This window comes from Pseudomonas sp. AC083 (genome assembly GCF_979253165.1).
This window is the reverse complement of sequence record NZ_CEEDDH010000025.1, coordinates 1-19,695: the sequence shown is the minus strand read 5'-3', so window position 1 is coordinate 19,695 and position 19,695 is coordinate 1. Positions and strand designations below refer to the sequence as shown.

At 60.1% G+C, this 19,695-nt stretch carries 17 protein-coding genes; 13 read left to right on the top strand and 4 right to left on the bottom strand.

Going from position 1 to position 19,695, the window contains the following annotated elements:
- Positions 1 to 166 precede the first annotated feature (166 nt).
- Positions 167 to 1,366, top strand: coding sequence for a succinyldiaminopimelate transaminase (gene dapC / locus AC0IXA_RS25705; protein WP_125925188.1), 1,200 nt, complete (start codon positions 167 to 169; stop codon positions 1,364 to 1,366).
- A 188-nt stretch (positions 1,367 to 1,554) separates the two neighbouring features.
- Entirely contained in the window at positions 1,555 to 2,310 is a 756-nt protein-coding gene (locus tag AC0IXA_RS25700) for a M12 family metallopeptidase (protein ID WP_341638565.1), read from the top strand.
- A gap of 24 nt (positions 2,311 to 2,334) precedes the next feature.
- Here AC0IXA_RS25700 and AC0IXA_RS25695 read toward each other — a convergent pair whose 3' ends face one another.
- Positions 2,335 to 3,969 (bottom strand): Na+/H+ antiporter, encoded by a 1,635-nt coding sequence (locus tag AC0IXA_RS25695; protein ID WP_125925187.1) that lies wholly within the window; start codon positions 3,967 to 3,969, stop codon positions 2,335 to 2,337.
- Between the two features lie 278 nt (positions 3,970 to 4,247).
- Between AC0IXA_RS25695 and AC0IXA_RS25690 the strand changes: the two genes are divergently transcribed.
- The 4 genes from AC0IXA_RS25690 to AC0IXA_RS25675 all read left to right on the top strand — a co-directional run bounded on the left by AC0IXA_RS25690 (position 4,248) and on the right by AC0IXA_RS25675 (position 7,409).
- Positions 4,248 to 4,610 (top strand): ArsC family reductase, encoded by a 363-nt coding sequence (locus AC0IXA_RS25690; protein ID WP_038860603.1) that lies wholly within the window; start codon positions 4,248 to 4,250, stop codon positions 4,608 to 4,610.
- A gap of 31 nt (positions 4,611 to 4,641) precedes the next feature.
- Complete coding sequence (dapD, locus tag AC0IXA_RS25685; protein WP_073476070.1) at positions 4,642 to 5,676, top strand: 2,3,4,5-tetrahydropyridine-2,6-dicarboxylate N-succinyltransferase; 1,035 nt, start codon at positions 4,642 to 4,644, stop codon at positions 5,674 to 5,676.
- Positions 5,677 to 5,802: 126 nt separating this feature from the next.
- Positions 5,803 to 7,008: an aminotransferase class V-fold PLP-dependent enzyme gene (locus tag AC0IXA_RS25680; RefSeq protein WP_471814736.1), complete on the top strand. Its 1,206-nt coding sequence runs from the start codon at positions 5,803 to 5,805 to the stop codon at positions 7,006 to 7,008.
- Positions 7,005 to 7,409: a SufE family protein gene (locus tag AC0IXA_RS25675; protein ID WP_471814735.1), complete on the top strand. Its 405-nt coding sequence runs from the start codon at positions 7,005 to 7,007 to the stop codon at positions 7,407 to 7,409. Before AC0IXA_RS25680 ends, AC0IXA_RS25675 begins: the two co-directional genes overlap by 4 nt.
- 125 nt (positions 7,410 to 7,534) lie before the next feature.
- On the opposite strand, the gene tcdA is transcribed toward AC0IXA_RS25675, so the two are convergent.
- Positions 7,535 to 8,353, bottom strand: coding sequence for a tRNA cyclic N6-threonylcarbamoyladenosine(37) synthase TcdA (gene tcdA / locus AC0IXA_RS25670; RefSeq protein ID WP_102900544.1), 819 nt, complete (start codon positions 8,351 to 8,353; stop codon positions 7,535 to 7,537).
- A 214-nt stretch (positions 8,354 to 8,567) separates the two neighbouring features.
- On the opposite strand from tcdA, the gene AC0IXA_RS25665 reads away from it, so the two are divergent.
- From AC0IXA_RS25665 to AC0IXA_RS25650, 4 genes are all read left to right on the top strand, one after another.
- Complete coding sequence (locus AC0IXA_RS25665) at positions 8,568 to 11,159, top strand: glycosyltransferase (protein ID WP_056783195.1); 2,592 nt, start codon at positions 8,568 to 8,570, stop codon at positions 11,157 to 11,159.
- A 242-nt stretch (positions 11,160 to 11,401) separates the two neighbouring features.
- Entirely contained in the window at positions 11,402 to 12,553 is a 1,152-nt protein-coding gene (gene dapE, locus AC0IXA_RS25660; RefSeq protein ID WP_016771486.1) for a succinyl-diaminopimelate desuccinylase, read from the top strand.
- A complete protein-coding gene (locus AC0IXA_RS25655; protein ID WP_471814734.1) occupies positions 12,553 to 13,362 on the top strand; it encodes a putative RNA methyltransferase in 810 nt (269 codons plus the stop codon). The genes dapE and AC0IXA_RS25655 overlap by 1 nt, the downstream gene beginning before the upstream one ends.
- Positions 13,363 to 13,437: 75 nt before the next feature.
- A complete protein-coding gene (locus AC0IXA_RS25650) occupies positions 13,438 to 13,815 on the top strand; it encodes a hypothetical protein (protein WP_471814733.1) in 378 nt (125 codons plus the stop codon).
- A gap of 69 nt (positions 13,816 to 13,884) precedes the next feature.
- On the opposite strand, the gene AC0IXA_RS25645 is transcribed toward AC0IXA_RS25650, so the two are convergent.
- A complete protein-coding gene (locus AC0IXA_RS25645; RefSeq protein ID WP_016771489.1) occupies positions 13,885 to 14,094 on the bottom strand; it encodes a cold-shock protein in 210 nt (69 codons plus the stop codon).
- 236 nt (positions 14,095 to 14,330) lie between these two features.
- Here AC0IXA_RS25645 and plsB point away from each other — a divergent pair, with 236 nt between their 5' ends.
- The 3 genes from plsB to AC0IXA_RS25630 all read left to right on the top strand — a co-directional run bounded on the left by plsB (position 14,331) and on the right by AC0IXA_RS25630 (position 18,067).
- On the top strand, positions 14,331 to 16,832 hold the full coding sequence (plsB, locus tag AC0IXA_RS25640; protein WP_471814732.1) for a glycerol-3-phosphate 1-O-acyltransferase PlsB: 2,502 nt from the start codon (positions 14,331 to 14,333) through the stop codon (positions 16,830 to 16,832).
- Between the two features lie 119 nt (positions 16,833 to 16,951).
- The gene (locus tag AC0IXA_RS25635) at positions 16,952 to 17,350 is read left to right on the top strand and encodes a YbaY family lipoprotein (protein ID WP_471814731.1); all 399 of its coding nucleotides are present in this window, start codon (positions 16,952 to 16,954) and stop codon (positions 17,348 to 17,350) included.
- Between the two features lie 27 nt (positions 17,351 to 17,377).
- Positions 17,378 to 18,067, top strand: coding sequence for a DUF4197 domain-containing protein (locus AC0IXA_RS25630; protein ID WP_016771492.1), 690 nt, complete (start codon positions 17,378 to 17,380; stop codon positions 18,065 to 18,067).
- Here AC0IXA_RS25630 and AC0IXA_RS25625 read toward each other — a convergent pair.
- Positions 18,064 to 19,455 (bottom strand): Fic family protein, encoded by a 1,392-nt coding sequence (locus tag AC0IXA_RS25625; RefSeq protein ID WP_471814730.1) that lies wholly within the window; start codon positions 19,453 to 19,455, stop codon positions 18,064 to 18,066. The genes AC0IXA_RS25630 and AC0IXA_RS25625 overlap by 4 nt on opposite strands.
- Between the last annotated feature and the right edge of the window lie 240 nt (positions 19,456 to 19,695).

The window sequence follows — 19,695 nt, the reverse complement described above, 5'->3', positions numbered from 1 at the left end:
CCTGTGGCGAGGGGATTTATCCCCGTTCGGCTGCGAAGCAGTCGTAAAACCTGTGTATGCGGACATTCAGTTGAACCGCAGTGAATGGTTTTGCGGCCGCTGCGCAGCCCAACGGGGATAAATCCCCTCGCCACAGAAAGCTCTTGAGCATTTAAAAGAGGCCCCCATGAACAACGCTCTGAACCAGCTCCAGCCGTACCCGTTCGAAAAGCTCCGCGCCCTGCTCGGCAGCGTCACGCCGAACCCGGACAAACGCCCGATCGCCCTGTCGATCGGCGAGCCGAAACACCGTTCGCCGAGCTTTGTCGCCGAAGCGCTGGCGAACAGTCTGGATCAGATGGCGGTGTACCCGACCACCCTCGGTATCCCGGCCCTGCGCGAAGCCATCGCCGGCTGGTGCGAGCGTCGTTTTGGCGTGCCGAACGGCTGGATCGATCCGGCGCGCAATGTGCTACCGGTCAACGGCACCCGTGAAGCGCTGTTCGCCTTCACCCAGACCGTGGTCAACCGTGGCGACGATGCGCTGGTGGTCAGCCCGAACCCGTTCTATCAGATCTACGAAGGCGCGGCGTTTCTCGCCGGGGCCAAGCCGCATTACCTGCCATGCCTGGATGAAAACGGCTTCAACCCGGACTTCGACGCAGTAGCGCCCGAGATCTGGCAGCGCTGCCAGATTCTGTTCCTGTGCTCGCCGGGCAACCCGACCGGCGCGCTGATTCCGGTCGAGACCCTGAAGAAGCTGATCGCCCTGGCTGATCAGTACGACTTCGTGATTGCCGCCGACGAGTGCTACAGCGAACTGTACTTCGACGAACAGACTCCGCCGCCGGGCCTGCTCAGCGCCTGCGTCGAACTGGGCCGCAATGACTTCAAGCGCTGCGTGGTCTTCCACAGTCTGTCCAAGCGCTCCAACCTGCCGGGCCTGCGTTCAGGCTTCGTTGCCGGCGATGCCGACATCCTCAAGGGTTTCCTGCTCTATCGCACTTACCACGGCTGCGCGATGCCGGTACAGACTCAACTGGCCAGCGTTGCCGCGTGGAATGACGAAGTGCATGTGCGCGCCAACCGTGCGCTGTATCGCGAGAAGTTCGATGCGGTGCTGAACATTCTCAGCCCGGTCATGGACGTACAGCGCCCGGACGGCAGCTTCTATCTGTGGCCGAACGTGCAGGGCGATGATGCGGCGTTCTGCCGTGATCTGTTCGAGCAGGAGCATGTGACCGTGGTGCCGGGCTCGTACCTGTCTCGCGATGTCGATGGCGTCAATCCGGGGGCGGGCCGCGTGCGCATGGCGCTGGTTGCGCCGTTGGCTGAATGTGTCGAGGCCGCCGAAAGAATACGCGCATTCGTAACTCGCCAACAGTAACTTTCAAGAGTCCGCATCAGGCCACCTGATGCGGACTAAAAAAAAGAAACGCTACCTTACAACCCCCTCCTTTACTCCTCAATACACTAACTAATAACCTACCTCCCGCAATAACCAACTTACAAACTACAAGTTTTTAACCACTAACTTGCAGTCAACCCTGGATAAAAACCTCAAAGGAATTGACCATGTACAAAACCAGACCCTGTCTGAATCTTGAAATAGAAGATCCAGTTGCCAGCTTTCGAGCGGCCATCAATGAAAACTCGAAAAATATTTCGTACACCAACAACTCAGGCCTGACCTCCCGGACCATGGCACTCAATGCAAAGTGTTGGCACCCGAGCCGCCATCTGACCATTTCGTTTATGGACAACCCACCCGCCTCGCTGAAAGAAGCGATAAAGAGCCATATATGGGAATGGGCGGACTATGTCAGCCTCACCTTTAGCTTCATCGATAGTAAAGACGGCGTAATCCGAATTACAACCGACACTACTCAAAACGCTTCGCAAATTGGCACCGACGCACTAACAGTCGCGGCAGGAAAACCCACGATGTTCATATACGCGCGACCGGGAGATGCGGATTTTCGCACGGTAGTAATACACGAGTTCGGTCATGCGCTCGGTTTTCATCATGAGCATCTGCACCCTGATGCTAACATTCCCTGGAATAGACCGAAGGTCTATCAGGAATATGCGGAAAAATGGGGAATGGATAAGCAAAGCGTGGACCTGAACATTTTTACACCGATAGACGAGGCGATCACCGTCACCCCATACGATCCGACTTCAATCATGCATTATCCTGTCGAGAAGGAACTAACCGATGGGAAGTTTGAGATACCGATGAACACGAAAATAAGTTGGCAGGACAAACGCATCTGCGCACATTTTTATCCGATCGAAATTCCTGACGGCGGCTCTTGCGAATCCCCTTGAATCGCCATCAGGAATCATCTCGTGCTACGACTTGACCTGGCCCAGATTGGCCTCGCTCAAATCCAGTTCCCCGAGCACTTCTCGCAACACGTCATCACCGATCTGGTGCTGACGACTGAGGCTGTAGAGTTCCAGACGTTGCGCGCGCAGTGCTTTCAAGCGCAAACGCCGTTCAAGCAGATCCATCTGGAATGCCAGCGCTTGGGCTTCGGCGGAATCATTGAACACATCAAGTTGATGGCGATATTCGGACATGATCCGCGCCTTGAGCTCAGCCGCCAGCGCTGCTTGAGCGGCATCCTGTGGGACCACTTCTTCGCTTTCCAGCGAGTGAATCGCTGCTTCGGCTGTCTTGCGCCAGGCGTCGCGCACTTCCTGACGACGCTTGTCGTCGGGACTTTTGTCGATGCCGCGCAGCAGCAACGGCAGCGCGATACAGGCCGAGACCAGCGACAGCAGAATCACCCCGGCAGCAATGAAGATCAGCAAGTCGCGTTCAGGAAAAGCCTCGGCGCCGATCAGCATCGGCACCGACATCACGCCCGCCAGCGTCACCGCCCCGCGCACACCGCCCACCGTCAGCAACCAGCATGAACGCGCCGTTGGCACTTGCGTCAGCTCACCCTTGCCGCGCAGTCGGCGCAGCAACACCGACAAGCGCCAGATGCTCTGCACCCAGATGAACCGCAGCAGCACCAGCGCGACGAAGATCGCCAACACATCGAGGCAGCGATAGAACAGCGTCGGCCACAGCGTCGGCTCATGGCTGACCACCGCCTTGATGATGTCTGGCAATTGCAGGCCAAGCAGCAGGAAGATCAAGCCATTGAACGCAAATTCGAGTAGCGCCCAAACGCTGCGGTTAAGCAATCGCGTGCTGGTCTGGCGTGGCAACAGGTCGAGCCAGCTCTGCATCATCCCCGCTGCCACCGCCGAGAGAATCCCTGAAGCGCCCAAACGTTCGGCCAGTACATAAGCAGCGAACGGCAGCAGCAACATGAACACCACGTGAGTGGCCGGATCGTCCCAGCCCCGGGCGATCATCCACGCGCGCAGGCGTCCGACCAACCAGCTCAACGCCACTCCGACCGCCAGGCCACCGAGCGCCACGGCGACGAAGGTCAGACTGGCATTGGTCAGCGAAAACACCCCCGTGACCGCTGCAGCGAGGGCGAATTTGAAGGTCACCAGGCCTGAGGCGTCATTCATCAGCGCCTCGCCCTGGAGGATGTGCATCAGCGGCGTCGGGAGTCGGTTCTGCGAAATCGCTGAGACTGCGACGGCGTCGGTCGGTGACAAAACCGCTGCAAGGGCGAAGGCTACCGGCAGCGGAATCGTCGGCAACAGCCAATGAATGAAATAACCGGCACCAACTACGGTGAACAGAACAAGGCCGACGGCCAGGGTCAGGATCGGTCCGCGCAATTGCCAGAAGGCGCGTTTGGGCATGCGCCAGCCATCGGAAAACAGCAGCGGCGGCAGGAACAGAAACAGGAATAGTTCGGGATCGAGGGCGACGTGTAGCCCCAGGGTCGGCCAGGCGAGCAAGGCACCGGCAGCAATTTGCACCAGCGGCAACGGCAGCGGGATGACCCGCCCGACCAGGCGCGAGACGCTGACCAGCATCAGCAGGATGAGGACGGTGTAAGCAGTTTGCATAAAACCAGAATCTCAGGCGATCGACAGCGTTGAACTGCCATATTAGCGCCTTAGGCTGTGGCTGACCGTTGCACCTATGTCGCAGCCCTCGCTTTTGTAGGAGCTGCGGCACGCCGCGATCTTTCGATCTTCAAGATCAAAAGATCGCAGCCTCGTTTCACTCGTCAGCTCCTACAGGGGTTTTGCATTGCCAAATCGACCTGAGGCACCGCGAAACCGTCCGGTCATGGCATAATCCGTCACCATTTTTTTCCAGCACCTGTAAAGGGGGCGATTCCTTGGCCGTTTCAAGTAAAACGTTGCACCTTTTCGGCATCAAAGCCTGCGACACCATGAAAAAGGCGCGCACCTGGCTCGATGAACACGCTGTCAGCTACGACTTTCACGATTACAAGACCGCCGGCATTGACCGTGAGCACCTGACCCAATGGTGCGACGAGCACGGCTGGCAAACCGTGTTGAACCGCGCCGGCACGACCTTTCGCAAACTCGACGACGAACGCAAAGCCGATCTCGACCAAGCGAAAGCCATCGAACTGATGCTCGCACAACCCTCGATGATCAAGCGCCCGGTGCTCGATCTCGGTGACCGAACCCTGATTGGCTTCAAGCCAGATATCTACGCGGCCGCTCTGAAGTAAGCAGCCCGTCACTCTTTGTAGAGGTATTCACATGTCCAATTCCCTGTTCAGCATTGCCTTTGGTGTCGGCACCCAGAACCGTCAAGGCGCATGGCTGGAAGTGTTCTACGCACAGCCACTGCTCAATCCTTCGGCCGAACTGGTCGCGGCTGTTGCGCCGATCCTCGGTTACAGCGAAGGCAACCAGGCCATCACCTTTACCACCGCCCAGGCCGCGCAACTGGCTGAAGCCGTGAAAGGCATCGACGCCGTGCAAGGCAAGCTGCTGACCCGCCTGGCCGAAAGCCACAAGCCGCTGGTCGCCACGCTGCTGGCTGAAGACGCGCAACTGACCTCCACGCCTGAGGCCTACCTCAAACTGCATCTGCTCTCGCACCGTCTGGTCAAGCCGCACGGCGTGAGCCTGGCCGGTATCTTCCCGCTGCTGCCGAACGTGGCGTGGACCAGCCAGGGCGCGATCGATTTGAGCGAACTGGCGGAAATGCAACTCGAAGCGCGTCTGCGCGGCGAACTGCTGGAAGTGTTCTCCGTGGACAAGTTCCCGAAGATGACCGACTACGTGGTACCGGCCGGCGTGCGTATCGCTGATGCTGCACGTCTGCGTCTGGGCGCCTATGTCGGCGAAGGCACCACTGTCATGCATGAAGGTTTCATCAACTTCAACGCCGGCACCGAAGGCCCGGGCATGATCGAAGGCCGCGTTTCCGCTGGCGTCTTCGTCGGCAAGGGTTCGGACCTGGGCGGCGGTTGCTCGACCATGGGCACGCTGTCGGGCGGCGGCAACATCGTGATCAAGGTCGGCGAAGGCTGCCTGATCGGCGCCAACGCCGGTATCGGTATTCCGCTGGGCGACCGCAACACTGTGGAATCGGGCCTGTACGTGACCGCCGGTACCAAGGTTGCGCTGCTGGACGAGCACAACAATCTGGTCAAGGTTGTGAAGGCGCGTGAGCTGGCTGGTCAGACTGATCTGCTGTTCCGTCGCAATTCGGAAACCGGTGCTGTGGAATGCAAGACCCACAAATCGGCGATCGAACTGAACGAAGCGCTGCACGCTCACAACTAAGCGCTGTAGGCCTGTGGGAGCGAGTCTGCTCGCGAAGCTTTTGGCGTCCTCAAGGACGCTTTCGCGTGCAGGCTCGATCCCACAAGGTTTGGCGTACACCCCGCCCAATTTCACAGGGCTGAACTCATGATGATCCCCTCCCCCTGGCGTGCCGATTTCCCGGCTATCGCCGCGCTGCAACGGCAAGACCAGACCTATCTGGACAGCGCCGCCACCACGCAAAAACCACAAGCCCTGCTCGGCGCACTGACGCATTACTACGCCAACGGCGCGGCCAATGTGCATCGTGCGCAACACCTGCCCGGTGCCCACGCGACGCAAGCGTTCGAAGACAGTCGGCGCAAGGTTGGCCAATGGCTGAATGCCGGTGACAGCGGGCAAATCATCTTCACCCACGGCGCCACCAGCGCGCTGAATCTGCTGGCTTATGGTCTGGAGCCTCTGTTTCAGCCGGGCGATGAGATTGTCATCAGCGCTCTGGAGCATCACGCCAACCTGCTGCCGTGGCAGCAACTGGCGCAACGTCGCAATCTGAAACTGGTGATCCTGCCGCTGGATGCCGACGGCCTGATCGACCTCGGCGCTGCCGTACACCTGATCGGCCCGCGCACGCGTTTGTTGGCGGTCAGCCAGTTGTCCAATGTGCTCGGCGCCTGGCAGCCACTGACCGCTTTGCTGGGCATGGCCAAGGCGCAGAACGCGCTGACCGTGGTCGATGGTGCGCAAGGTGTGGTGCACGGTCGGCATGATGTACAGGCGCTGGGTTGCGACTTCTATGTATTTTCCAGCCACAAACTCTACGGCCCCGATGGCCTCGGCGTGCTGTTCGGGCGCAACGCTGCGATGGAGCAATTGCAGCATTGGCAGTTCGGCGGCGAGATGGTGCTCGACGCCAACTATCAGGATTCGCGCTTCCACCCGGCGCCGTTGGGGTTCGAGGCAGGCACACCGCCGATCGCGAGTGTCATCGGCCTCGGAGCGACCCTCGACTACTTGGCCGGTTTGGATCAGGACGCCGTATCTGCCCATGAAGCGGCACTGCACGACTATCTGCTGCGCGGCCTCGCCGCCCGCAATGGCATTCGCCTGCTCGGCAAGCCGCAATTGGCGCTGGCCAGTTTTGTCGTCGAAGGCGTGCACAACGCCGATCTTGCGCACTTGCTGACCGAACAAGGCATTGCCGTGCGCGCCGGACATCACTGCGCCATGCCATTGATGAAGAGCTTCGAACTGGCCGGCGCGATTCGCGTGTCGCTGGCGCTGTATAACGACTCGGAAGATCTGGAGCGCTTTTTCGAGGCTTTGGATCAGGCTCTGGAGATGTTGCGATGAGCCTGCCGGTGGAAGCGGCCGAAGCGCTGAAGACGTTTCAGACTGCGGCGGGCTGGGAACAGCGGGCGCGGTTACTGATGCAGTTTGGTGATCGTCTGCCGGCGCTGGATGACGCGCAAAAGTGCGAGGCCAACCGGGTGCATGGCTGTGAGAGTCAGGTGTGGCTGGTCGGAGATTTGCGCGACGGGCACTGGCAGTTCAAGGCAAGCAGCGATGCGCGGATGATTCGCGGGTTGGTGGCGTTGCTGCTGTTGCGGGTCAACGGCTTGTCGGCGGTGGAGTTGCAGCAGGTGGATCTGCCGGAGTGGTTCAATCAGCTGGGGTTGTCGCGGCAGTTGTCGCCTTCGCGCAGTAATGGTTTGAATGCCGTGCTCCAGCGGATGAATGAGTTAGCTCGCTGACTGATCGTTCCCACGCTCTGCGTGGGAATGCCTCAACGGACGCTCCGCGTTCGGCTCTGGATGGGACGCGGAGCGTCCCGGGCTGCATTACCACGCGGAGCGTGGGAACGATCAAAGCCGCAGCATCAAATCTGAGGTTTGACCCGGTCTGCCGGGCGCCGTACACCAGCGACAATCTTGTCCACAGCCTTGGTCGCCGCGACCATGCCAAATGTCGCGGTAACCATCATCACCGCGCCAAACCCGCCAGCGCAGTCGAGCTTCACGCCGTCGCCGACAAAACTTTTCTGCAGACAAATGCTGCCATCCGGTTTCGGGTAGCGCAGCTGTTCGGTGGAAAATACGCACGGCACGCTGTAGTGGCGGGTCACGGTGCGGGAGAAGCCGTAGTCACGACGCAAGGTCGAACGGACTTTCGAGGCAAGCGGATCGTTGAAGGTGCGGTTCAAGTCGCAAACCTGAATCAGCGTCGGGTCAATCTGACCGCCCGCGCCGCCGGTGGTAATGATCTGGATCTTGCGACGTTTGCACCAAGCGATCAGCGCCGCTTTGGCATTGACCGCATCGATGCAGTCGATCACGCAGTCGATGTTCGGCGTGATGTACTCGGCCATGGTGTCGCGGGTAACGAAATCGGCCACGGCGTGCACCGTGCAATCGGGATTGATCCCGCGCAGACGCTCGGCCATCACCTCGACCTTGGGTTTGCCGACAGTGCTGTCCAGCGCATGCAGCTGGCGGTTGGCATTGCTGACGCAGACGTCGTCGAGGTCGAACAGCGAGATCTCGCCGACCCCGCACCGGGCCATGGCTTCCGCCGCCCAGGAGCCGACGCCACCGACGCCGACGATCGCCACATGGGCGGCGCGCAAGCGTTCCAGGCCTTCGATGCCATACAAACGGGCGATGCCTGCAAACCGCGGATCTTCTGTACTCATGACCATTACCCCAAAAACCGGCGCGCATTATAGGGCTACGCAGCGACAAGTTTTAAGCTGCAAGCGACAAGTGTAAGAACTTAAGTCAGAGGCGGCTGCCCAATGTCAGGCATTTTCCCGTCAGTTGTACGGCTGGTTAACCGCCGGTGTAGGATGCGCGCCCCTCGGGCGTCTATCCGACCGATCCTTCGTTCCACAGCCTTTGGAACCCGAAACAGATATGTCATCGCGTAAATTTGGACTCAACCTGGTGGTGGTGCTGGCCATCGCTGCCTTGTTCACCGGTTTCTGGGCGCTGGTCAATCGCCCGGTCACGGCGCCGAACTGGCCGCAGCAAATCTCCGGCTTCTCGTATTCGCCATTCCAGCAGGGGCAATTCCCACAGAAGGATCAGTATCCGTCTGACGACGAAATGCGCCGTGACCTGGAAATCATGAGCAAGCTGACCGACAACATTCGTATCTATTCGGTCGACGGCTCGCTGGGAGACATCCCGAAACTGGCTGAAGAATTCGGCCTGCGCGTCACCCTCGGCATCTGGATCAGCCCGGACCAGGAACGCAACGAACGGGAAATTACCAAAGCCATCGAACTGGCCAACACCTCGCGCAGCGTCGTGCGCGTGGTGGTCGGCAACGAGGCGCTGTTTCGCGAGGAAATCACCCCGGAAGCGCTGATCGTTCTGCTGGATCGGGTGCGCGCTGCGGTCAAAGTACCGGTGACCACCTCCGAGCAATGGCACATCTGGGAGAAATACCCGCAACTGGCCAAGCACGTTGACCTGATCGCCGCCCACGTCCTGCCCTACTGGGAATTCATTCCGGTGGACAAGGCCGGCCAGTTCGTCTTCGACCGCGCCCGCGATCTGAAAAAACTGTTTCCGAAAAAACCGCTGCTGCTCTCCGAGGTCGGCTGGCCGAGCAACGGTCGCATGCGCGGTGGCGCCGATGCCTCGCCGGCAGATCAGGCAATTTATCTGCGCACACTGGTCAACAAGCTCAATCGCCAAGGCTTCAACTACTTCGTGATCGAAGCGTTCGATCAGCCGTGGAAGGCCAGCGATGAAGGTTCGGTCGGCGCCTACTGGGGCGTGTTCAACGCCGCGCGCCAGCAGAAATTCAATTTCGAAGGCCCGGTGGTGGCGATTCCGCAATGGCGCGTGCTGGCCATCGGCTCGGTGGTGCTAGCGCTCCTGTCGCTGACCCTGCTGATGATCGACGGCTCAGCCCTGCGCCAGCGCGGTCGCACGTTCCTGACGTTTATCGCGTTCCTCTGCGGTTCGGTGCTGGTGTACATCGGTTACGACTACAGCCAGCAATACAGCACGTGGTTCAGCCTCACGGTCGGATTCCTCTTGGCGCTCGGTGCGCTCGGGGTATTCATCGTCCTGCTCACCGAGGCCCATGAACTGGCCGAAGCGGTGTGGATTCACAAGCGGCGTCGGGAATTCCTGCCGGTGCTGGGCGATTCTGATTACCGGCCGAAAGTGTCGATCCATGTGCCGTGCTACAACGAGCCGCCAGAGATGGTCAAACAGACCCTCGACGCACTGGCCGCACTCGATTATCCCGACTTCGAAGTCCTGATCATCGACAACAACACCAAGGACCCGGCGGTGTGGGAACCGGTGCGCGATTACTGCGCAACCCTCGGCCCGCGCTTCAAGTTCTTCCACGTTTCGCCGCTGGCCGGTTTCAAGGGCGGCGCGCTGAATTACCTGATTCCGCACACCGCCAAGGATGCCGAGGTCATTGCGGTGATCGACTCCGATTACTGCGTGCACCCGAACTGGCTCAAGCACATGGTGCCGCACTTCGCCGACCCAAAAATCGCCGTAGTGCAGTCGCCGCAGGATTATCGCGACCAGAACGAAAGCACCTTCAAGAAGCTCTGCTACGCCGAATACAAGGGCTTCTTCCATATCGGCATGGTCACTCGCAACGACCGTGACGCGATCATTCAGCACGGCACCATGACCATGACCCGCCGTTCCGTGCTGGAAGAATTGGGCTGGGCTGACTGGTGCATCTGTGAAGACGCCGAACTCGGCCTGCGCGTGTTCGAGAAGGGCCTGTCGGCGGCGTATTACCACGACAGCTACGGCAAGGGCCTGATGCCGGATACCTTCATCGACTTCAAGAAACAGCGTTTCCGCTGGGCCTATGGCGCGATCCAGATCATCAAGCGCCACACCCGCAGCCTGCTGCGCGGCAAGGACACCGAACTGACTCGCGGTCAGCGTTATCACTTCCTCGCCGGTTGGCTGCCGTGGGTCGCCGATGGCATGAACATCTTCTTCACCGTTGGCGCGCTGTTGTGGTCGGCGGCGATGATCATCGTGCCGCAACGGGTCGATCCGCCGCTGCTGATTTTCGCAATCCCGCCACTGGCGCTGTTCGTGTTCAAGGTCGGCAAGATCATCTTCCTTTATCGCCGCGCCGTCGGTGTGAATCTGAAAGATGCGTTCTGCGCGGCGCTGGCCGGGCTGGCGTTGTCGCACACCATCGCCAAAGCGGTGCTGTACGGTTTCTTCACCAGCAGCATTCCGTTCTTCCGCACACCGAAAAACGCTGACAACCACGGTTTCTGGGTGGCGATCAGCGAGGCTCGCGAGGAGCTGTTCATCATGCTGTTGCTGTGGGGCGCGGCGCTGGGGATCTTCCTCGTGCAGGGCATTCCGAGCAATGACATGCGCTTCTGGGTAACCATGCTGCTGGTGCAGTCGCTGCCGTATCTGGCGGCGCTGATCATGGCGTTCCTGTCGTCGCTGCCCAAACCTGTGGCCAAGGCTGAGCCGGCACCGGTCGTCTAAATCCGCAACGCAGCACTAAACGGCGGCCAATGGTCGCCGTTTTGCTTTAAGATAACCGCCATTTTGCGGGGCTTGGCGTGATAACCGGTCTGACTGACCACCCCTATCCCTTGTGGGAGCGAGCCTGCTCGCGAAGGCGTTGTAACATTCAACCTTTAAGGTGCCTGGTAGACCGCTTTCGCGAGCAGGCTCGCTCCCACATTAGAAGCCCAAGCTCACACCCCATGATCCCGGAGTTTTCCATGACGGCCCACGCCGACCTATCGCCGACCCTTCAACTGGCCATCGACCTGATCCGCCGTCCCTCCGTAACCCCGGTCGATGCCGACTGCCAGAAGCAGATGATGCAGCGCCTGGGCGATGCCGGTTTCACCCTGGAGCCGATGCGCATCGAAGATGTGGATAACTTCTGGGCCACTCACGGCAACAACGACGGCCCGGTGCTGTGCTTCGCCGGTCACACCGACGTGGTGCCGACCGGTCCGGTTACCGCATGGCAGATCGATCCGTTCAATGCCGTGATCGACGAACATGGCATGCTCTGCGGCCGTGGCGCGGCAGACATGAAAGGCAGCCTGGCGTCGATGACCGTCGCCGCTGAACGCTTTGTCGCCGATTACCCGAACCACAAAGGCAAGGTCGCGTTCCTGATCACCAGCGATGAAGAAGGCCCGGCGCATCACGGTACCAAGGCTGTGGTCGAACGTCTGGTCGCGCGCAACGAGCGCCTGGACTGGTGCATCGTTGGCGAACCGTCGAGCACCACGCTGGTCGGCGATGTGGTGAAAAACGGCCGTCGCGGCTCCCTCGGCGCCAAGCTCACGGTCAAAGGCGTGCAGGGTCACGTGGCCTACCCGCATCTGGCGAAGAACCCGATCCACCTCGCCGCTCCGGCGCTGGCAGAGCTGGCCGCCGAGCACTGGGACCACGGCAACGATTTCTTCCCGCCGACCAGTTTCCAGATTTCCAACCTCAATTCCGGCACTGGCGCGACCAACGTGATTCCCGGTGATCTGGTGGCGGTGTTCAACTTCCGTTTCTCCACCGAATCGACCGTCGAAGGCCTGCAGAAACGCGTTGCCGACATCCTCGACAAGCATGGTCTGGACTGGCACATCGACTGGGCGCTGTCCGGCCTGCCATTCCTCACCGAACCGGGCGCGCTGCTTGATGCGGTGTCGTCGAGCATCAAGGACATCACCGGTCGCGAGACCAAGGCGTCGACCAGCGGCGGCACCTCCGATGGCCGCTTCATCGCGACCATGGGCACGCAAGTGGTTGAACTGGGCCCGGTCAACGCGACCATCCACCAGGTCAACGAGCGCGTGCTGGCGGCGGATCTCGATGTGCTGACCGAAATCTATTACCAGACCCTGATCAAGTTGCTCGCCTGATGCTCGCGTGCCCGATCTGCAGTGAGCCGCTCAATGCGGTAGAGAACGGCGTGGTCTGCCCCGCCGGGCATCGGTTTGACCGTGCGCGTCAGGGTTATCTGAACCTGTTGCCGGTGCAGCACAAGAACAGCCGCGACCCGGGCGACAATCAAGCGATGGTCGAGGCGCGGCGTGATTTCCTCAACGCCGGGCATTACGCGCCGGTGGCCAAGCGTCTGGCTGAATTGGCGGCGAGTTACGCGCCGGAGCGCTGGGTCGACATCGGTTGTGGCGAGGGTTACTACACCGCGCAAATCGCCGAAGCTTTGCCGAACGCTGATGGCTACGCGCTGGACATCTCCCGCGAAGCGGTCAAACGCGCCTGCAAACGCAACCCGGCGATCACTTGGTTGATCGCCAGCATGGCCCGCGTGCCATTGGCTTCAGGCAGTTGCCAGTTTCTCGCCAGCGTCTTCAGTCCGCTGGATTGGGAGGAAGCCAAGCGTCTGCTCAGCGTCGGCGGCGGGCTGATGAAAGTCGGCCCGACCCGTGGCCATCTGATGGAATTGCGCGAACGCCTGTACGACGAAGTGCGCGAGTACACCGACGACAAGCACCTGGCCCTGGTGCCGGAAGGCATGGCGCTGGCGCACAGCGAAACCCTGGAATTCAAGCTGACCCTGGACAAGCCCGAGGACCGCGCCAACCTGTTGGCGATGACGCCTCACGGCTGGCGTGCCAGTGCCGAGCGTCGTGCGGCAGTGATCGAACAGGCCGAGCCGTTCGAGACCACCGTGTCGATGCGCTACGATTATTTCGTTCTTCAATAACTTTTGGTCTCGGGCAAAGGCCCGGGGCCGGCTAAATCCGCGAATGGATTTTTCAGACCCGCAGTGAGGACATCCATGCGCCAACCGGACATCGAGATTTACCTGAAAGACGCCGACGTCGACCACAAGGCCATTTCCGCCTGGCTCGGCGCAGCGCTGGGCCCGTGCAGCGACTGGGTGCAGAAAGGCCAGACGTACAAGTGCAAGGCCGGCAACGTACCGGTGACCTGGCTGCCGAAAGCCGTGGGCAAGTGGAACAGCCTGTTCCTGGAAAGCGACCAGACCCCCTGGGACGACGACATCGCCTGCGCCCGCGCAGCCTTCGCGGCACTGAACGTCGAGGTGCGCTGCGCACCGGGGACGTGGGTCGAAGAAGAAGGTGAAGAAACCGCCGATCGCTGGATTCGCATCAGCGAAGACGGAGAAGAAGAGATCACCTGGAAGACCGCTTAGCGGCAGCTACAAGCTTCAAGCTTCAAGCTGAACTGCTTGCAGCTTGAGGCTTGAGGCTTGCAGCTGCTTTTACAGACCTACAACATCCTCAGCCTGCAATCCCTTCTCGCCGGTGATCACCGCGTACTCAACCTGCTGACCTTCGGTCAGCGAGCGGTGCCCTTCGCCGCGTATCGCGCGGTAGTGCACGAACACGTCCACGCCGTCGTCGCGCTGGATAAAGCCATAGCCTTTGGCGTCGTTGAACCACTTCACGTTGCCGGTTTCGCGTGTTGCCATCTGTTCATACTCCTTTTTTATTATTGAACAGGCTTTTCGCAGGAAAGCCTTCGAGGAACGTCAGCCTGCGTCCGACGTCCATGACAGGGCACCGGCAACAGAGCGCCGAGTATATGACAGGTGCGGAAACTCTCAACAGGAGATTACTTCGGCGCTTTTTTGCCGATTTTCGCCTAATACGGCAAACTGTCCGCCCCGAGCGGCTGCTCGGTTTTATTCACTCACGCAGAAGCCGTATGACCCGTTCCCCGTTCCGCCGTCTTGTGTTTGGCACCCTGCGCCGCCTGTTGTATCTCTGGGTTCGCTCCGAGACCATCAATCAGTCGTCGTTCACCCTCAACCTCGACCGCAGTCGTCCGGTGTTTTACGTCCTGCAAAACCCCTCGCTGACCGATCTGGCGGTGGTTGACACCGAGTGCACCAAGGCTGGTCTGCCACGCCCGGTGCTGGCGGTGTCGGTGGGTGCGCTGATCGAGCCGGCGGCGTTTTTCTATTTGACGCCGGACCCGGACTGGCTCGGTCGCCAGGACAAACGCGGCGCGCCGCCGACTCTCACCCGTCTGGTCAGCGCACTGACACAGAACGCTGCCGAAGACGCGCAGATCATTCCGGTCAGCGTGTTCTGGGGCCAGTCGCCGGACAGCGAAAACAGTCCGTGGAAACTGTTGTTCGCCGACAGCTGGGCAGTCACCGGCCGTCTGCGCCGGCTGCTGAGCATCATCGTCCTCGGGCGTAAAACCCGCGTGCAGTTCTCCGCGCCGATCCACCTGCGCGAACTGATCGATCACAACAAGGGCCACGAGCGCACCGTGCGCATGGCCCAGCGCATCCTGCGCGTGCACTTCCGCAACCTCAAAGCTGCGGTAATCGGCCCGGACATTTCTCACCGGCGCAATCTGGTCAAAGGCCTGCTCAATCAGCCGTTGGTCAAACAGGCGATCCTCGACGAAGCCGAGCGCGAAAAAATCTCGCCGGAAAAAGCCAAGGCCCAGGCCCTGCGCTACGGCAACGAGATCGCCTCGGACTACACCTACACCGCGATCCGTTTTCTCGAAGTGGTGCTGAGCTGGTTCTGGAACAAGATCTACGACGGCATCAAGGTCAACCACATCGAGGGCGTGCAGAACGTCGCGCAGGGTCACGAAGTGATCTACGTGCCGTGCCATCGCAGCCACATCGATTACCTGCTGCTTTCCTATCTGCTGTTCCGCAACGGCCTGACCCCACCGCACATCGCTGCCGGGATCAACCTGAACATGCCGGTGATCGGCAGCCTGCTGCGTCGCGGCGGTGCGTTCTTCATGCGCCGCACCTTCAAGGGCAATCCGCTGTATACCTCGGTGTTCAACGAATACCTGCACACGCTGTTCACCAAAGGTTTCCCGGTCGAGTATTTCGTCGAGGGCGGGCGCTCGCGCACCGGGCGCATGCTGCAACCGAAAACCGGCATGCTCGCGATCACCCTGCGCAGTTTCCTGCGTTCGTCGCGGATGCCGATCGTGTTCGTGCCGGTGTACATCGGATACGAGCGCGTGCTCGAAGGCCGCACCTACCTCGGCGAACTGCGCGGGGCGAGCAAGAAAAAAGAATCGATCTTCGATATTTTCAAAGTGATCGGCGCGCTCAAGCAGCGCTTCGGTCAGGTCGCGGTCAACTTCGGTGAGCCGATCAAACTGGCCGAATTTCTCGACGCCGAGCAACCGGACTGGCGCCAGCAGGAGCTCGGCCCGCAGTTCAAACCGGCGTGGCTCAACGAAACCACCAACCGCCTCGGCGAGAAAGTCGCCCGCCACCTCAACGAAGCGGCGGCGATCAATCCGGTGAATCTGGTAGCGCTGGCCCTGCTGTCGACCACGCGCCTGGCGCTGGACGATCGGGCCATGGCGCGGGTGCTGGATCTGTATCTGGCGCTGCTGCGCAAGGTCCCGTATTCGCCACACACCACCTTGCCGGAAGGCGATGGCCGGGCGCTGATCGAGCATGTGAAAGACATGGATCTGCTCGCCGAGCAGAACGATGCGCTGGGCAAGATTCTGTATCTGGACGAGCAGAACGCGGTCCTGATGACTTACTACCGCAACAACGTCCTGCACATTTTCGCTCTGCCGTCGTTGCTGGCGAGTTTCTTCCAGAGCACCTCGCGCATGAGCCGCGAGCAGATCCTGCGCTACACCCGCGCGCTGTATCCGTACCTGCAATCGGAGCTGTTCATCCGCTGGAGCCTGGACGAACTTGATGCGGTGATCGACCAGTGGCTGGAAGCCTTCGTCGAGCAGGGCCTGCTACGTTTCGAGAAAGACCTGTACCTGCGCCCGGCGCCGAGTTCGCGGCATTTCGTGCTGCTGACGCTGCTGTCGAAAAGCATCGCGCAGACCCTGCAGCGCTTCTACATGACCGTGTCCCTGCTGCTCAACAGCGGCCAGAACAGCATCAGCGCCGAAGAGCTGGAAGACCTCTGCACAGTGATGGCCCAGCGTCTGTCGATCCTCCATGGCCTGAACGCGCCGGAATTCTTCGACAAGAGTTTGTTCCGCCACTTCATCCAGACCCTGCTCGACCTCGACGTCCTGCGCCGCGACGAAGCCGGCAAGCTCAGCTACCACGAACTGCTCGGCGAGCTGGCCGAAGGCGCGGCCAAGCGCGTGCTGCCTGCGGAGATTCGCCTGTCGATCCGCCAGGTCGCGCTGCACCGCAGTGAAGATGCTGCGGATCAGATCACGCCACAGCCTGAGGCTTAAAGCCTTAGACCTGTGGGAGCGAGCCTGCTCGCGAAGACGGAATGTCAGTCGCCATTTATTTTGACTGATCCAGCGCTTTCGCGAGCAGGCTCGCTCCCACATTGAAAGGAGATTCACCCATGAAAAAACTGCTAACCCTCGCCGCCGCCACCCTGCTTAGCGCCTGCCAATCAACCACACCCGCCGGCAAGGCCAGCCTCGACGGCGAAGTCTTCTACCTGCAACGCATCGCCCTGCCCCCGAGCGCGACCCTGAGCGTCAGCCTGCAGGACGTGTCGCTGGCCGATGCGCCGGCCGTCGTCCTCGCCGAACAGAAAGGCTCGATCAAAGGCCAGGTGCCGCTGCCATTCCATTTGAGCTACGATCCGGCGCAGGTCAAATCCGGCCACCGTTACTCGGTCAGCGCGCGCATTGAAGTCAACGGCGAGCTGATGTTCATCACCACCGAAAACCACGCCGTGCAACTCGACGGCAACGACCCGCAGCCGCTGAAAATCCGCGTCGACGCCGTTCGTTAATCCACTTTTAGCCACAAGGAAGCCGCCATGCGCCGCCCTACCCTTCGCTTCGCCGCCGCCTGCGCCGGCCTGCTGATCTCCGCCAATGCCCTGGCCCTGTCGCTCAACGACCTGTCGCAACAAGACGCCACCGGCGGCCTCAAGGACGCCCTGACCCAAGGCGCACAGATCGCCGTGAAACAACTCGGCACCCCGGGTGGCTTCAGCAACAATCCCGAAGTGAAAATCGAACTGCCAGGCAAACTCGGCAAAGCCGCGAGCAAGATGAAAGCCTTCGGCATGGGCGCCCAGGTCGAAGAACTGGAAACCGCGATGAACAAAGCCGCCGAATCCGCCGTGACCCAGGCCCAGCCAATCCTCGTCGATGCAGTGAAGAAAATGAGCGTGGCCGACGCCAAAGGCATCCTCAGCGGCGGCAACGATTCGGCAACCCAATACCTGAACAAATCCAGCCGCGAACAGATCCGCGCGAAATTCCTGCCAATCGTCAAGCAAGCCACCGACAAGGTCGGCGTCGCGCAGAAGTACAACGCCTTCGCGGGCCAGGCCGCTGCGTTTGGCGTGGTGGACGCGAAGAGCGCCAACGTTGAAAGCTACGTCACCGAACAGGCACTCAATGGTTTGTTCGAGATGATCGGCAAGCAGGAAGAAACCATCCGCCAGAACCCGGCCGCTGCGGCGACGAGTCTGGCGAAGAAGGTGTTTGGTACGCTTTAAGTCGTTACAACATGGGGGCGATTCAATTTGCTCCCATGCTTGCCTCCACGTAAAGAACTACGTAAAAAAAACACCCACTCCCGCCCCATCTTCCTTCTCTCAAAAAGCTGCAATTGGTCCAGCTCTTCCAGAATCGACGCCGCCTCGCTACCCGAGCAGGAAAAATTTTCCGCGACATTGCTCGCCGTAAACTCCTTCGCCTCCCCGCTTTTAGCCACTTGATAAACCGCGCGCTGCCGTTCCGTCAGTTGAGCAATTACGCCAGAGCTCGTCAGCCAGCGCTCAAAGTCCTGAATGTCTGCCAGACTCTTGCGGTACACAGTTATAAAACCGACCACGGCTCGCAAAATCACCGCGCATTGAAACTCGATGAAATAAGTCAGATCCAGCTCATCTGCCTCGGTGTGCAGGTAGGAGCGTCCGTATTTCACCGGTGCATTGCGCAGCAGCAGACTGATCGCAATGTAGCGAAACGCCGCGAACTCACGTTTGAACATGAACCAGTAAAACAAGGCTCTCGCGACCCGCCCGTTACCGTCGCGAAATGGATGTTCATAACCCATGGCGAAATGCAGCGTCACGGCCTTGATCAGTGGATGCAGATAATTTTTGTCCAGAATCGAGGCAGCGGGCCGGTTGATCCAGGCGGACAACCTCGCCAACCGCGCAACCAATCCTGCAGCAGGAGGTGGTCGGTGCACGGTGTTGCCCGAACCATCCTGAACAACCACCTCATCATTGGTCCGGAACAACCCGGGGGAATACTGCTCGTCATCGATCCCCTCCACACCCACTCGATGGATCTCTGCAATCAGTTCAATGCTCAGAGGTTCATAACGCTTTTCCCAAGCGAAATTCATCATTCGATAATTACCCATGACCATGCGCTCATCTGGCGTCCGCGGCTGGCGCTGATGCTTGAGCATGTCCTTGGCTACGCGCGTGGTAGTCGCCGCGCCCTCCAACTGGCTACTGGCGATGGCTTCGTCTTCGATCAGGTCATTGAGCAGACAGGAGAAATGCGCCCGCTCGTCGATCTGACTGGTCATGTAATCCAGCGCGGCCGTACTGGCGTAACGATCCACCACAGCCAAGGTTTTCTGCGCCAACGGCGTTGGCACGAATTTGCCCCACTGCACCGGCTCGCCCAACGGCAACAAATGAATGTACTGGGCCGCCCGCGCCTTCTTCACCAACGCCCAACAAAGGTTCGCGTCCAACCCTACCGCCCAGCGAAAGCGCAACGCCTCGAATGGCAGATAGCGCCCCTGATCATCGAGCGGCTTGAGCAGCGCCAGATAATCCGCAAGTCGTTGCTTGTGTGGCGAGCGGGCCAACAGGTCGAAAACAGGATCCGTTCTGCCGGCTAATGTCGGTGGTTTCTTCATCAGACAGACTCAAGGACTCGGAAAAGCAGAACCCGGAGTACAGCATTCGACGGCCAGCGCCTCAAGATCGGAGGATTCTGAAAAAGCTGTAGGAAGGCAGCGTGAATTGGCGATTCGAAATGAATTGGCTGTCAGACCGCCTTCGCGAGCAAGCTCGCTCCCACAAAAGCAAAGCAGCGCAGCTGCCCGCGGCGAAGCCGCCCCACTCAACAATGAGCGCAAGCTCGAGTGCTCTTGATC